This window comes from Chryseobacterium vietnamense (assembly GCF_031454475.1).
GTDB classification, from domain to species: Bacteria; Bacteroidota; Bacteroidia; order Flavobacteriales; family Weeksellaceae; genus Chryseobacterium; species Chryseobacterium vietnamense.
The window spans coordinates 1940774-1956153 of sequence record NZ_JAVDQX010000001.1; the positions used below are offsets into that span (position 1 = coordinate 1940774).

Genomic DNA, 15380 nt, shown 5'->3' on the forward strand with positions numbered 1-15380 from the left:
TTAAAAATCGTGCCAAAAAAAACATGATAACACAATCCGGTGAGTTACTCTTCAGATATTACTTAGTCCAGTTAATCTTTGAATGCTGAACATTGTCAGAGCTGGTTCCGATCATGATATCAAATTCACCTGATTCCCAGTCATATTTCAAATCTCCGTTATAGAACTTCAGGCTTTCAGGAGTAATATCAAAAGTTACTTTTTTAGATTCTCCTTTTTTCAAAAATATTTTCTGGAAACCTTTTAGTTCTTTTACCGGCCTTGTAATACTTCCTACCATATCTCTGATATACAGCTGAACAACCTCAGCTCCATCATAGTTTCCTGCATTGGTTACTGTAACACTTGCCTGAACCGTCTGATTTCCTTTCGCAGTAGTATTAGAAACTGTCATATCCGAGTAATTGAATTTGGTGTAGCTTAATCCGTATCCGAAAGCATATAAAGGCGTGTTACACTCATCCATATAGTTTGAGCGGAATCTTTCATAAGTACATTTATCTACTTTATCCTGACTTAGCGGGCGACCTGTATTTTTAGCATTATAATAAATAGGTACCTGTCCAAGGCTTCTTGGGAAAGTCATTGGAAGTTTTCCGGACGGGTTTACTTTTCCGAAAAGAACATCTGCAACAGCGTTACCTGCTTCAGATCCTGCAAACCATGCATTTAAGATAGAATCCGGAGTATCTTTTACATTGGTTAAAGCTAAAGGACGTCCTGTGAAAAGAACCATTGCGATAGGCTTTCCGGTTTTCTTTAATTCGTTGAGTAAGTCGACTTGGGACTGAGGAATGGTAATTTCTGTTCTTGAAGAAGATTCTCCACTCATTTCAGCAGATTCTCCTATAGCCAGAACAATCACATCTGCTTTGCTGGCAACGTCTACCGCTTCTTTTAACAATTCTTCTTTGGAACGGTTATCTCTGTCTGTTTTTTTACCGTGAGCAGCATAGATTTCTTCTAATTTGGCATCATAATCTATATTGGCACCTTTTGCTGATAAAAACTTAACTTCTTTTCCGTAGTTGGACTGCAATCCCTGCATCAAAGAAATTGAAGCTGCGTGTTTTGTAGCAACACTCCATGTTCCGGCCATATTCATTGAGTTATTCACCAATGGTCCAATCACAGCCACTGTTCCTGATTTTTTTAAAGGCAATACCTGATTGTCATTTTTCAATAACACCATGGATTGAGCAGCCGTATTTCTTGCTATATTACGGTTTTCCATATTATAGACTTCTTTTGCCGCTAACTTCGCATCTCCATGTTTGTATGGATTATCAAATAAGCCAAGATCATATTTTGCTTCAAGAATTCTTCTTGCTGCCATATCAATTTCGGCCTGTGTCACTTTTCCTTCCGCCAGAGATTTTTTTAAAGTGGTTAAAAAACCTTCTCCCACCATATCCATATCAACTCCAGCTTTTAAAGCCAGAGCAGATACCTGCTGAAGATCTCCCATACCGTGGTCTACCATTTCATTGATACCGGTATAGTCTGTTACTACGAAGCCTTTGAACTTCCATAGATTTCTTAATACTTCAGTCTGAAGCCATCTGTTTCCTGTCGCAGGTACTCCATCCACTTCATTGAAAGAAGCCATTACCGAAGCAACACCCGCATCCACGGCTGCTTTATAAGGAGGGAAATACTCATTGAACATTCTTACATGGCTCATATCAACTGTATTGTAATCTCTTCCGGACTCACCTGCTCCATATAGGGCAAAATGTTTTACGCAAGCTAAGATGTTGGTACCGTTGGCAAGGTCTTTCCCCTGATAGCCATACACCATGTTTTTAGAAATTTCACTCCCCAAATAAGGGTCTTCTCCTGAACCTTCTGATACTCTACCCCATCTTGGTTCTCGGGAGATATCTACCATGGGAGAGAATGTCCAGTTAATCCCATCAGAAGCTGCTTCTCTGGCAGCCACTTTTGCTGACTGCTGGATAAGATTCATGTCCCATGAAGCTGCTAATCCTAAAGGAATTGGGAAAGTAGTTTCATAGCCGTGAATAACATCCATCCCGAAAATCATAGGAATTTTCAGACGGCTTTTTTCTACAGCTACTTTCTGAACAGCTTTGATCTTATCTGCTCCTTTTATATTGAATAATCCTCCTACTAATCCCTGCTCTACTTTCTTTCCGATATCAGAACTCTGTGCCTGTCCTGTCGTGAAATCCCCGGAAGTGGGAAGGTTCAGCTGGCCAATTTTTTCATCCAATGTCATTTTAGACAAAAGATTATCTACAAAAGCTTTCTTTTTAGCCTGATACTGAGCCGTCTGGTAAGACTGAACGGGCTTCGTTACCATTTCCTGTGCGGAAAATACAGGAGCCAATGCTAAAGTGGCGATTACAATTAACTTTTTCATAAATCTATCTTCTTAAATTATTGTTTATATTTTTTGCTTTAATTTGATGGGTTTATTTTTCAATCATTGTGTGTTGGATTACTTTTCTTTCTTTTTTGAGAGCATCCATTCATACAACGCAGGGTTTGAATAGGCAGAATCCCATGAATTATGATTATCATTCGGGAAAATAACCAGTTCTGCAGTTGGGTTTACAGGATGTAGTTTTTGATAAAAATTAAAGGCATTGGCTGGCAATACAATATCGTCCATCCCGCCATGAAAAATTTTCATATTCAGATCTTTAAACTGATGAATATTGGCGGTCATTACCTGATCTGTCGGTGCACACACCGAAGCCACAGCAGCAAACATTTCCGGATGTTCCATGGCTAGTTTTAAAGTTCCCCAGCCTCCCATCGAAAGTCCTGTAAGATAAATGCGTGAAGCATCAATTTTATATTTCTTCTGAATCTCTTTGATGAGATTATACACGCTAACGGTATCCCACCATGTTCCTTCCGGACATTGAGGTGCCAGAATAGCTACAGGTTCTTTGATCAGATTTTTATAGGTAAACGGACTGTGGGCTTTTACCAAATCAAGGTTAGTCCCGCGCTCTCCGGAGCCATGTAAAAAAACAATCAAAGGAATATTCCCTTTCGTATTCTTGGGATAATCCAGAATATAGGAGATTTTTTCCTGTCTTTTAATTTCTTTATTGAGTTCCCCTTTTATCTCCTGTGCGCTCATTGGTAATGAAAACGGCAGTAATAAAAGAGGGATATGTTTCAGTTTTAGTTTCATATTGTTATTTAGGTTTTAGCTAAAAGCCAGCGGATTTGATCTTTTTTATTTAAACGGCTCACTGCGACTAAGATTTGGATAATAGCTCGTTCCTATTGAATTATTTTATTCCATACTTGGTTGACTGGAAGCTTAGTTTTTTCAATCCCTGCTGAATTTCGGGAGCATTCATAAACAGTTTCCAAAGGAATCCCGATCTATAGTTTTCGATCATTGGTGCTATTGTTCCCTGATCTATCGCCAGATATCTTGGGGTAAACCAATTGTTATAATTGATAGAGGTTGCATCATAAGGGCCTGCCGATCCTATAAATTCAGGTTTTTGAGTATAAATGAATCTCAGGAACGCCATGGACTCTTTTGGGGTATAGGGAAAACTGCTCAATGCAGCGGTAGGAGTGATTACTCCATTATCATTGCCAGGCATGTGAGCGGTGTAACCTGTAGTTCCATCCTCGTTTCTTGTATAGCCGGCTGTCAGTCCCCAATAGTTGGGTCCGTAACCTTTCCATTGTTTTGGATTTTCGACACAGTATTGATAGTCGATAAGGGTTTGATTTTTATTGATGTCAAAGTAATTTTTGACAAGTTTATCGGATAATCCCGTCGGATCAAGCCCGATATATGAATATTGTGCCCAGAAAAGCGGGCCGCCGTATTCTTCGGCATAATTATGTTTTACATACAGGGGTAACCCGTATTTTGTTTTGTCTGTAAGGTAAGTTCCGTTTCTGGTCCATCCCTTATAGTACGTTTCGGCATCAATGGAATAAGTAGGTGAAGATGCTGCCAAGATATACGTGATCAGACATTCATTATATCCTTCAAGAGGAAAATTCATTTCCCATTGGTAATCCGGTGACCAGTGCCAGTAAAGAACTTTCTGACCTCCTTTGGTATACCAGTTCCACTGAATTCCTTTCCATAGTTCGTCACATTTTGCTGCCAGGGCTTTTTCTTCTGCATTTCCGTTTTTAAAGTATTCACGGACCATCAGTATTCCTGAAGTAAGGAATGCGGTTTCTACAAGATCACCGCCATTATCTTTTTTACCAAAAGGAACGGTTTTTCCGGTTTCCCCATTAATCCAATGTGACCAGGCTCCTTTGTGGCGGTCTGCTTTAGCCAGAAAACCCATGATATGAGTAAGTCTTTTCACCGCTTCTTTTCTTGGAACAAATCCTCTTTCCACTCCTACCAGAATAGTTGCCAACCCAAATCCTGAGCCTCCTGTAGTGATCACGTGCTTATCATTATCCGGATAGATATTGTCTTCATGGTAACGCTCTCTTCCCAACAGTGAGTTGGGTTCTGCATAATCCCAGAAATACTTTAAAGCATCTTTCTGTACTCTGTTCATCAGCTGTTCATCTGTGATATTACTTTTTACGGCTTCCGTTTTTCCAGTCTCCTGTTTGGCAACGGGAGCATTTTTACAGGAATACACAAAGAATAATGAAGTAATAGCCATTGATAATACGTTCCTTTTCATGAGCTCTCTTTTTATAGGGTTTCTTACTAAAAGAAGAGGAGAACTTTCATTCTCCTCTAATGTTTATGGTTTATTTTTAATAGCCAGGGTTTTGAGCAGACAATCCACCAGCTTCCATTATGAAGTCTTGTGGAAGTGGGAATACTTCATGTTTCCCAACGATGAATTTTTTACCACCATCGGCTGCCATTGCTGCTTGTGCTTGTCCGGTTCTTACCAGATCAAACCATCTGTCATGTTCGAAAGCAAGCTCTAATCTTCTTTGTTTCCAGATATCCAATCTTACGTCTGCCTGAGAAGAAGCAGTAGTGTTTCCGATGTTAGCTCTGTTTCTTACCTGATTCAGGAAAGGAATAGCTGCAGATGTTTGTCCCAATTCGTTCATTGCTTCAGCTCTGATTAGTAATACTTCGGCATATCTCAAATAACGAATGTTTACGTCTGTTGAAGCCTGATCTCTATAATTGGAAGAATAAGCTTTATAATTATAGAATTTATTTTCTGTATTTGGACCTACATAATACCCATCATATAAAGTCATATCTCTGTGGATAATCGTAGCATCTCTTCTTGAATCTGTTGCAGAGTATGCATCATACAGACCTTGGGTAGGAGTAGAGAATCCCCAGCCCCAGCCTGTAGTACCTCTTGCTCCCTGAACCTGGCTATACTGCTGGATTGCTCTTCCTGCTGTTCCTCCTGTTCCGTTGATTTCAAAAACAGATTCAGCATTATTTTCTCCTGAAACTTTATAAATATCTTGGAAATTAGGTGTTAATGAATAACCTGTAACCAAATTAGTCTCATCTACAGCCAGCTGCCATTTCTTCTGATATAAATACACCTTAGCTAAAAGCGCATGAGCAGCACCAACAGATGCTCTCCCTATATTACCTGCCCCATAGGCTGATTTATTAGGAAGAACGGCTATGGCATCCTTAAGATCCTGTTCAATGAATGCATAAATTTCTTCCTTACTTTTCCTAGTTAATGTCATTTGCTTGTCGGCTTCAACTCCTGTTACGGGAACGTGATCTACTAGCGGGACTCCTCCAAAAGATCTTACCAGCGTAAAGTACATAAATGCTCTTAAAAACTTTGCTTCCCCAGCTAATCTTGCGCGTAATTGCGGATCAGCTTTATCTAATTGAGGAAGATATTTCAATGCCTGGTTACATCTGTTAATCCCTTGATAATTGGAGGCGAACAACTCTTTAAATGACGGAGTCGCTGCATTAAAATTCAGAGCATCCAGAACATCCTTATCAGAACCTGAATCACTTGGGCTCGAACCTTTATCAGCATCATCTGAAACGATGGATGTCACTCCAATCCATGCAAAAGTACTCATGTTCCAGTCTAAAAACTTAGCATAAACAGCAGTTACCAAACTATTGGCTCCTTCATTATTATTATATATTTCACCCAAAGCAGCTTCGGGAATTTTTTCTGTAGGAGATACATCAATAAAGTCATTGCTGCAACTCTGGTTAACAGCTCCTAAAATTAAAAATGCAGCTGCTATGATATATTTCTTATTCATTTTTTAAAAATTTAGGTTAACACCAAATACAAAAGACCTCAATGTAGGATAAGCATCCAACTCTATCCCTGCACGTTTGTAGGGATCTCCTTCTGCTGTTGGATCTGCAGGGTTATATCCTGATAATTCTGACGAATACCCTGAATACTTCTGGAATACAATTGGATTAATTGCGCTCACATAAAGCTTGATAGATTTCATATAATCCGTTACATTTTTAAATGTATATCCTACTGAAATATTATTAATTCTGAAATAATCTCCACTTTCCAAATAGAAGTTAGAAGCTACTGGAATACTTGAAGGATTTACAGGGTTTGCAGCATTCGTATTGGATGATGACCAGAAATTATTGGCTACAGATGCTTCAACATTTTCTCCTCCGTTTCTTTGTGCTTTTTTACCATTATAAACTTTAAATCCGAAAGCTCCATATCCGTTAAGTGCAAAGTCCCAATTTTTATAAGACATGGAAATGTTCACCCCTAATGTAGATTTTGGTATATAGGAATCAAAGAAACGTCTGTCTCCACCATCCATAATACCGTTACCGTTTAGGTCTTTAAACTTCAGGTTACCATTGGCATCATAACCATCTGTTTCATACAAATAGAAACTTCCCAAAGCATAACCTATTGCTGAAGCATTAAATAGTTTTGTATCTACTCCGTTGCCTAGATTTCCTCCTATAATCTGAGAAACCGGTTTTGAAGTATCAATTCTGGCAAGTTTATTTTTATTGTAAGAATAATTAGCTCCGACTGAATAGCTGAAATCTTCACCTACTTTATCTGACCAGTTTAAGCTCACCTCAGCCCCCTTATTAACAACACTTCCCATATGTGAATAATTCACATCAGAAATACCTGTTGCAAGATAAGGTACTACTCCTAAAATAAGGTTATTGGTTTTTCTGTTATAAACATCAAAGCTACCGGATAACCTTTTATCTAGGATCGCAAAATCTAATCCCAAAGAAGTTTCTTCTGTCACTTCCCATCCTAAATCCGGGTCATATCCCTGGTTAACCGTTACTCCATTGCTCACAGCTGATGTCCCGAATCCATAATTGTAAGTTGCTCCGGATGAAAGCGGTAAATAGTTTAATGGAACTTTCTGATTACCCAGCTTACCCCAGCCTCCTCTTAATTTTAAAAGATTAAAGAATCCATCCTGCATAAAACTTTCTTCAGAGATTATCCATCCGGCACCAAATGATGGAAATGTCCCCCATCTGTGCCCTTCAGCAAACTGAGATGATCCGTCTCTTCTGATTGTCCCGCTTAGTAAATAACGGTTCATGAATTTATACTGAAGTCTTCCGAAATAAGAAAGTGTTGTATTTCTGTTTCCTTTTATAGATTCAATAGCTTTGGTTGTATTATCACTGTATAATTTACCATAATAATCTTCACCATCCAGATTCCAGTAGTCTTGTGAAACAGGTATATTCTTTCTGTTGATCACTAAAGTTTCAATACCATTCGCTACTGAAGTTTCTGTACCAGCTACAATTTCAATATCATGGTTTCCTACTTTTTTGGTATAGGTTAAATAATTATTAAGTACCCAGTTGTAGTAATTTTGATTTTTATTGGTCAATCTTGTCAGAGGCAGAGAAGCATCATAGCCACTTTCAATTCTCGTTGGATCACTATCTAACCAGAATGCTTTGGAGTTTACAAAGTTGTAATATTTATAATTGTTATACTCTCCACTGAACTGAGAAGTAAATTTCAAATCTTTATAGATATCAATATCCAGTTTTAAACCACCCTGTAATAAGAAATTTTTTCCTCTTTGATTATCATAAGCAAGCTGCATTACCGGGTTTCCAACATTATTAAAACGACCTCCCGTATAGCTTATGTTCCCATTAGCATCGTAAATTGGTTGACCATATTTTCCATTTGGATAATATACAGGAACTAATGGTGATTGTTTGTAAGCATTTGTAAAAGCACCAAATGATTTAGGAGTATCATTTGTAAAGGTAGCACTCAAAGTTTGAGCTAATCTGATTCCTTTAGAAATTCTGAACTCGTTATTTGTTCTTACAGTTGTTCTGTTATAATTGGTACCTTTAAGAATAGATTGTTCATCATAATTTCCTAAGCTTAAGAAATATTTTGCAGCTTCAGAAGATCCTGAAATAGAAATATTATGCTGATTGTAAATACCTGTTCTGGTAATTTCCTTGAACCAGTCTGTATTGTATGGCTGATTAGGGTTCAGATAAGTACTGGTTTTACCGGCACTATTATAAGTTGCAAATTCAGAACCATTTGCCATTTTAACCGTTTTTAAAGGACTTCTAAATCCTACTAGTCCATCATAGGAAACACTTAATTTCCCTTTCCCTGACTTTGTTGTAATAATAATTACCCCATTAGCTGCCCTATTACCATAAATAGCTAAGGCTGCTGCGTCTTTCAATACATCATATGTAAGAATGTCATTGGAATTGATATTATTAATATTATCAGAATATATTCCATCAACAACAAATAAAGGCGTTCGCCCTCCCAACACGGTTCCAAGACCTCTGATCATTACCGTAGGGGTAGATCCGGGTGCATCGGAAGCAGTTACCTGTACTCCGGCAGCTTTTCCCTGAATAGCCTGTGACGCATTCAATACTTTGGTTCTGGTTACTTCCTCCGCACTGATAGAACTGATAGCTGTTGTATTATCAACTTTTTTACGGCTACCATATCCAATCATCACGACTTCGTCGATCTTCTGGACTTTAGCAGAATCCTGCGTAACCTGTGCATTCACGTTCATCCCGAAATATAACACGGCAATGAGACCTGAATACTTTAAATTACTTTGTTTCATATAGTTTCAATTTTATTCAAATAAATTCAAATTTGTACCTGTCTCTAAATAGTGGAGTTATTTAAAATCTCAAAAAAAGACATTAGCCAAAAATATAAAAAATATCCAATACTGTTAAACTATCTTAAATATTTAAAAATTCCTGCATTTTATTAAATGAAAAATACTAAAAAATTAAATTTTACAATCCTTTATTTAAAATCAAGATACTTTATTCATCATATCTCTAAATGAAATTTTAAATGTTTTGACACAATATTCACCAAAACATGTACTCAATTTAATATTTTGTTAAATACAGAATAGTAATTACCTTTGGTGCAGTTTTTGACAAAAGCATCTTAGAAATACATAATAAAAGATTAATGAAAAAATATATCATTGCAGCCGCTCTTCTGATCGGGACTGGTGCTGTTATTACCACCAGTGTACAATCCTGCACTTCACTGGCCACATCAGACATGGGGCTTTCCATTATAAAAAGAATTCTGCTCAATGGTATTGATAAAGGAATGGGTATCTATGGGAATAAAGAAGCGTTCCTGCAGAATAATATGGTTGATAAAGCTCTTCCCAAAGAATTGAGAGATATTAATTCTACTCTGGAAAAAATTGCGCCCTCTCTCGTTGCTAAAGAAAGAGATTATATAGCACAGGCAGCAGCGTACACTGTAAATACTTCAAAACCTATTTTACAGGATGCAGTAAACAGCCTGAATGCACAGGACGTAACCAGAATTATGCAGGGAACCACTGCTACACAAATTCTGAAGGAAAAAACATCCCAACAGCTTATTGCTGCCATTGCTCCAAAAGTGGATGAAAAGCTGAACGAATATGGCATTGTAAAAACAATCAATACAGCGTTATCCGGAAGTAATTTTCTGGGCAGCCTTTTAGGTGGAAATAATAACACTGTCAATTCAGGAGGGCTGAGTAAACTTGCTTCTGAACAGTTGGTAAATGGGTTATTCAACATCATCGAAGATTATGAGCACCAGAACTCCAAGTCTCTGCTGGGACCATTTGGAAAATAGGAAAATTTTCGTTATATTTATATTATATTAACAATTGCAGATGGATATATTACAAGGAAATCAACACGCAAGCCCTGAAGATTTTTATCAGTCTTTGAGGGAGAAACTGGAAGATCATCATGATTTTCCGGAGGATTATTTATTTAAATTTATTATTCCTACAGACCAGGCAAAACTTACTGAAATTTACAGAGTTTTTGATGGTATTAAATTTACACTGGGAAACCGTGAAAGCAAAAATGGAAAATACACAGCCTGCAACATTAATGCATTTGTTTTGGATGCCAATCAGGTAGTGAATATTTATAAAGAAGTAGCAAAAATAGAAGGCGTTATTCTATTGTAAAAACAAAGACCGTTTCATCATACTGAAACGGTTTTTTATTATTTAAATCATAAAAAAAGAACATGATGAACATCCAACTGATCCTGTTTACCATCATTTTAGCAACCTCTGCGACAAGCTGCATGCATAAAAATAACAACGAAAATAATACATCCAATATCCCTTCTGCTGTTCAGCAACAAAAGATTGAACAGATCCGATTAACAGAAAGAACAAGAGGATTCAGCAGAAACATTGTTTTTACCCCTTCCTCAAAAGAATCCAATATCAACGAAGAGATCACGAATACAAAGATCTCCAGTGCCGAATGGACAGCAATCTCTAAGCTGGCTCAGAACATTGACCTACCGAAGATATCTGAACTTAAAGCTCCTACTACAGGCAGACATTCTGACCAGGCGATGATAGCATCTATTATTATTACTGCTGGCGGAAAAGAGTATACTTCTTCAGACTTTGATTCCGGACGCCCTCCAAAAGAGCTGGAAGCTTTATACAAGGCAATAAACGGCCCGGGTACAACGAAAACCCCATAACATAAAAGATCCGCTCTTTAGCAGAACGGATCTTTTTTATTTATTAAATTTCATTTATTTTTCAATAAAGAACTTTACATTTTCAATGGGTCTTCCCAGCATTGCTACTGAGCCTTTTACCAGAATGGGTCTTTGTATCAAAGATGGATTCTCAGAAAGAATTTTTATCCATTCTTCTTCCGAATAGTTTTTATCTGCATAGTTCTCAATATACAGTTTATCTGTTTTACGGATAATATGAAAAACACCCTGGTTCAGCTTCTTCAGCACCGTTCTTATTTCAAGAGGACTTAAGGGATCTTCAACAATATTAATGATCTCAAAAGGCACTCCGTTTTCGTCAAGATACTCCAGTACAGCATTTGACTTTGAACAGTTTCCGTTATGTAAAACTTTAACTACCATGATATAATTTTTCAAGAATTAAACTTGATCTGAACAAATTTAAAAAGATTTACCCTGACTATGTCTTAATGTTCTGATAAAAATATGTTAAAACAATCCGTGCAGCTCCGCTTCTATTTTCTCCAGAATAAATCCGAAATCTTCCGGTTTTTCAACGAAATCCAGATCATCCACTTCCACAATAAGAAGTTTTCCTTCTGTGTAATTGGAAATCCATTTTTCATATTTCTGGTTCAGTTTTGAAAGATATTCAATACTGATGGATGCTTCATATTCACGACCTCTTTTGTAGATTTTTTTTACCAGGTTAGGAACATCTGATTTCAAATAGATTAAAAGATCCGGAGCGGATACAAAAGACTTCATCAGATCAAACACTGATGAATAGTTATTGAAATCCCTGTCTGAAAGAAGATTCATATCATTAAGGTTTTCTGCAAAAATATGGGCATCTTCATAGATGGTACGATCCTGAATAATATTTTTCCCACTTTCTCTGATCTCTTTCACCTGACGGAATCTGCTTCCCAGGAAATATACCTGCAATGCAAAACTCCATTTGCTCATATCTGAATAAAAATCTTCCAGATAAGGATTATGATCTACATCTTCAAATTGTGCATCCCATCCGTAATGCTTGGAAAGCATCGTTGTCAAAGTTGTTTTTCCGGCTCCGATGTTTCCTGTAACTGCAATGTGCATAATATTCTTTTCCTTGTATTTACTGATTAGTTGATAAGTTTTTCGATGGCCTCAGTCTGAACTTTAGAAGTATCTTCGATTAATTTCTGTAAAGTATTGTCTGAAGGCTTCTCTGCTGTATTCTCATCAGGTTTCTCTTCAGTCTTTTCTACTGGTTTTTCTGTAGGTGCCTGCAGAGATTCCGGCTGAGCTTCGAGCTGTTTTTGCTGTTGGGCTTTCTTTACTTTTTCAAGGCTGTAAAGATAGAGTTTGTTCCCTTTGATTGCAAAATAAGAGAGGATGTTTTTATCCACAATTTGCGCTTCCTGATCTTCGAAAACGGTTAACATACCTTTTTCAGGCACATATTGTGATATAAAATTATTGGCAACAACCAGGATTATATCATTCTCTCTTCGAAAACGTTTTCCATTCTCCAAAGGGGCTTCGAATATTTTTTCAAATTTCAGGTTGTAAATCCTGATATGTTTTCTGGTTAAAATATAGACCTTATTTTCATAAACCAGCATATCCATCAGATCTTCAAAGCTGATATCAAAAGGATATGAATTGATGGTTGTATCATTTCTGAAATTATACTGTATCAAACGTTTTGTACTGTCATCCAAAAGCCACAGCTGCTGAAGATCTTCAGCATAAGCCATTCTGATAAAACCAAATTTCTGTTTAAAATCCAATCTTTGAATCTCATTCATATTCTGGTCTACAAATTTCATTTCCTGAGCATTTTCGGAAAACAAAGGTACATTCAGTGGATTTTGTACCGTCTGAACTTTGTATGGAACAGTAAGCATCATTTTCCCGATCTGCTTTCCTAAAGAATCGTATTTGGTAAAACTGAAATCTTTATTTTTATAGATATACAGATTTCCATAGTCGTCAGCAAGCATATCTTTAGCTTCCTTGAGTTTCAAAGTATCCAAAGGAAGAATATTCTGCGCTGAAGCCGTACAGAAAAGGAAAAAAAATAGTATGTTTAAAAACTTCACTCTGTTTTTTTAATTGGGGTTAATTTACTGAAAAATAACGTTACCCAAAAGATGTTTAAGTTTGATAGAATCTTCTTTGATGTTAATCAAAACTGAGACCATCCTGTTGCTGAAAAAAAGCTGTTCTACAAAAGATATAATGAGTTTATTTAAAAGTAACTTCATAAATTTTCTCCCAGTTTTTTCCTGTCACCAGCATATGATCACCTTTAAAAGCAATTCCGTTTAAGACATGCTCGCTGTCTCCCTTATCATTTTCTTTGGTCAATTGTGAAAAATCAAATTTTCCAATAACTTCTCCATTTACAGGATTAATTTTTAGAATTACAGGTTCATGCCAAACATTAGCATAGATAAGTCCGTTGTGATATTCAAGTTCGTTGAGCTGATTATAAATCGTAGAATTTCCGCCAACTGCCATAGTTTTCACTACTTTTGAAGGATTATTGACATCCAGAAAATAAAGATTCTTAGAACCATCTGTTGCGATCAGGTTTTTTCCGTCATACGTCAGTCCCCAACCCTCTCCAATTACACCAGGCAATGGAAATTCAGAGATTTTTTTCAAAGTGTTTTTATCATAAATAAAACCAATTTTATTCTGATATGTCAGTTGATACACCTTATCTCCCACAATGGCACAACCTTCAGAGAAAATCTCAGCAGGCTGCTTTGCAACAATCCTGGGAACATCTGATCCTAATGTATATTTTATAAGCTGTGAAGCTCCTTTCATTCCGTCACTTTCATACACTGTATTTCCTTCCACTACAAAGCCTTCAATAAAATTCTTAGGATCATGGGGATAATCAGCTACTATTGTATAAGGAATGTTCTGCTCAGGTGTTTTTGTGAAAACATTGATAGTAGCATCCTGATTGAGCACTTCACCTCCTTTTGTTTTAATATTAAAGGTAACAGCATTATCTCCTAATGTGAAAAATTTAGGATCAATTGTTAAATCTGTTGTTTCTTTATCTCCAAAGCTGATCGTTACGCTTTCTGCATTTTCCGTCACCTCTTTTGGAAGGTCAAGCTTATCTCCGAAATGATATCCTTTTGCTTCCTTTGCATTGTTATAGTCTGCCAGAGAATCAAGCATTTTTTCTTTGTTACTACAGGAAACTAAGAATAGAACTGCAGCAAAACCCATCGTAATGTTTTGCTTCATAAAGGTTTTAATCATTTGCCAAAAGTACTAAAATTTAATCCTCAAAACGAAAATAACGCTCCCAAGGGAACGCTATTTTTATTTTCATCCATAAAATCAGATTATTTGATCTGAACTTCATAAATCTTTGGCCAGTTCTTTCCTGTTACCAGCATATTATCTCCTTTGAAAGCAATTCCGTTCAGTACATCATCACTTCCTTTGGTATTTTGTTTTGCGATTTCTGTAAAATCAAAAGTTCCCACTACTTCTCCATTGGCAGGATTGATTTTTAAAATGATGGGCTTCTGCCATACGTTGGCATAAATAAATCCGTTGTGGTATTCCAGTTCATTCAACTGATCATATGCCTGGGAACTTCCTGCAACAGCAATATATTTAATCAGTTTTGAAGGATCATTGACATCAAGGAAATATAAAAGCTTACTTCCGTCAGAAGCAATCAGGCTTTTTCCATCATAGGTTAATCCCCAACCTTCACCCAGTACATTGGGATAAGCAAATTCTGAAAGCAGTTTTAAAGAATTTTTATCATAAACATATCCTTTTTTGCTCTGCCATGTCAACTGGTACACTTTATCGCCAACGATGGTGCTTCCTTCAGAAAAATCTTCCTGAGCCTGTTTCGTAGAAGCAAGCGGAGTTGTTGTTCCCAGTGTATATTTTAAAATCTGTGAAGATCCGTTTTGTCCGTCACTTTCATAAATGGTATTTCCTTCAATCTGGAAACCCTGTACAAAATTTTTGGGATCGTGGGGATATTCCGCTACAATCTGATAAGGAATATTTTTTTCAGGATTTTTTGCAAATACATTGATCGTAGCATCCTGATTCAGGACTTCACCTCCTTTTGTTTTAATATTAAAGGTAACAGCATTATCACCTAATGTAAAAAATTTAGGGTCAATTGTTAAATCTTTTGTTTCTTTATCTCCAAAGCTGATCGTTACGCTTTCTGCATTTTCCGTTACCTCTTTCGGAAGCTCAAGCTTATCTCCGAAATGGTATCCCTTCGCCTCCATTGAAGTATTATAAGTGTTTAGTGTATTAAGAATCTCTTTATCCTTATTACAAGACGCCAATAATAAAATCGCTGCGAAACCCGCTATTATACTTTTTTTCATTGAATTTCTAAATATTTCTCCA

The 15380-nt window shown here is 36.8% G+C and carries 13 protein-coding genes; 3 read left to right on the plus strand and 10 right to left on the minus strand.

Annotated elements, in window-relative coordinates; translation table 11 throughout:
- Positions 1-58 precede the first annotated feature (58 nt).
- The 5 genes from bglX to J2786_RS08805 form a co-directional block, all read right to left on the minus strand.
- Positions 59-2386, minus strand: coding sequence for a beta-glucosidase BglX (bglX, locus tag J2786_RS08785; RefSeq protein WP_047433607.1), 2328 nt, complete (start codon positions 2384-2386; stop codon positions 59-61).
- 78 nt (positions 2387-2464) lie between these two features.
- Positions 2465-3172 (minus strand): carboxylesterase family protein, encoded by a 708-nt coding sequence (locus J2786_RS08790; RefSeq protein ID WP_047433608.1) that lies wholly within the window; start codon positions 3170-3172, stop codon positions 2465-2467.
- Between the two features lie 100 nt (positions 3173-3272).
- Positions 3273-4664: a glucoamylase family protein gene (locus J2786_RS08795; RefSeq protein ID WP_052187088.1), complete on the minus strand. Its 1392-nt coding sequence runs from the start codon at positions 4662-4664 to the stop codon at positions 3273-3275.
- Between the two features lie 76 nt (positions 4665-4740).
- Positions 4741-6207, minus strand: a complete 1467-nt coding sequence (locus J2786_RS08800; protein ID WP_047433609.1) for a RagB/SusD family nutrient uptake outer membrane protein — start codon at positions 6205-6207, stop codon at positions 4741-4743.
- Positions 6208-6210: 3 nt separating this feature from the next.
- Positions 6211-9048 carry a SusC/RagA family TonB-linked outer membrane protein gene (locus tag J2786_RS08805; protein WP_047433610.1) on the minus strand — a complete coding sequence of 946 codons (2838 nt, stop codon included), beginning with the start codon at positions 9046-9048 and terminating at the stop codon, positions 6211-6213.
- 365 nt (positions 9049-9413) lie between these two features.
- On the opposite strand from J2786_RS08805, the gene J2786_RS08810 reads away from it, so the two are divergent.
- The 3 genes from J2786_RS08810 (at position 9414) to J2786_RS08820 (ending at position 10967) form a co-directional block, all read left to right on the plus strand.
- Positions 9414-10085 carry a DUF4197 family protein gene (locus J2786_RS08810; protein ID WP_047433611.1) on the plus strand — a complete coding sequence of 224 codons (672 nt, stop codon included), beginning with the start codon at positions 9414-9416 and terminating at the stop codon, positions 10083-10085.
- 40 nt (positions 10086-10125) lie between these two features.
- Entirely contained in the window at positions 10126-10431 is a 306-nt protein-coding gene (locus tag J2786_RS08815; RefSeq protein ID WP_047433612.1) for a DUF493 family protein, read from the plus strand.
- A 62-nt stretch (positions 10432-10493) separates the two neighbouring features.
- On the plus strand, positions 10494-10967 hold the full coding sequence (locus tag J2786_RS08820) for a hypothetical protein (protein ID WP_142017046.1): 474 nt from the start codon (positions 10494-10496) through the stop codon (positions 10965-10967).
- 54 nt (positions 10968-11021) lie between these two features.
- Here J2786_RS08820 and J2786_RS08825 read toward each other — a convergent pair whose 3' ends face one another.
- The 5 genes from J2786_RS08825 to J2786_RS08845 form a co-directional block, all read right to left on the minus strand.
- Positions 11022-11372 carry an arsenate reductase family protein gene (locus tag J2786_RS08825; protein WP_310024781.1) on the minus strand — a complete coding sequence of 117 codons (351 nt, stop codon included), beginning with the start codon at positions 11370-11372 and terminating at the stop codon, positions 11022-11024.
- Between the two features lie 87 nt (positions 11373-11459).
- On the minus strand, positions 11460-12074 hold the full coding sequence (locus J2786_RS08830; protein WP_002977952.1) for a deoxynucleoside kinase: 615 nt from the start codon (positions 12072-12074) through the stop codon (positions 11460-11462).
- Positions 12075-12100: 26 nt separating this feature from the next.
- Entirely contained in the window at positions 12101-13063 is a 963-nt protein-coding gene (locus tag J2786_RS08835; protein WP_052187090.1) for a hypothetical protein, read from the minus strand.
- A 145-nt stretch (positions 13064-13208) separates the two neighbouring features.
- On the minus strand, positions 13209-14234 hold the full coding sequence (locus J2786_RS08840) for a glutaminyl-peptide cyclotransferase (RefSeq protein WP_047435832.1): 1026 nt from the start codon (positions 14232-14234) through the stop codon (positions 13209-13211).
- 101 nt (positions 14235-14335) lie between these two features.
- Positions 14336-15358, minus strand: coding sequence for a glutaminyl-peptide cyclotransferase (locus J2786_RS08845; RefSeq protein WP_047433614.1), 1023 nt, complete (start codon positions 15356-15358; stop codon positions 14336-14338).
- Between the last annotated feature and the right edge of the window lie 22 nt (positions 15359-15380).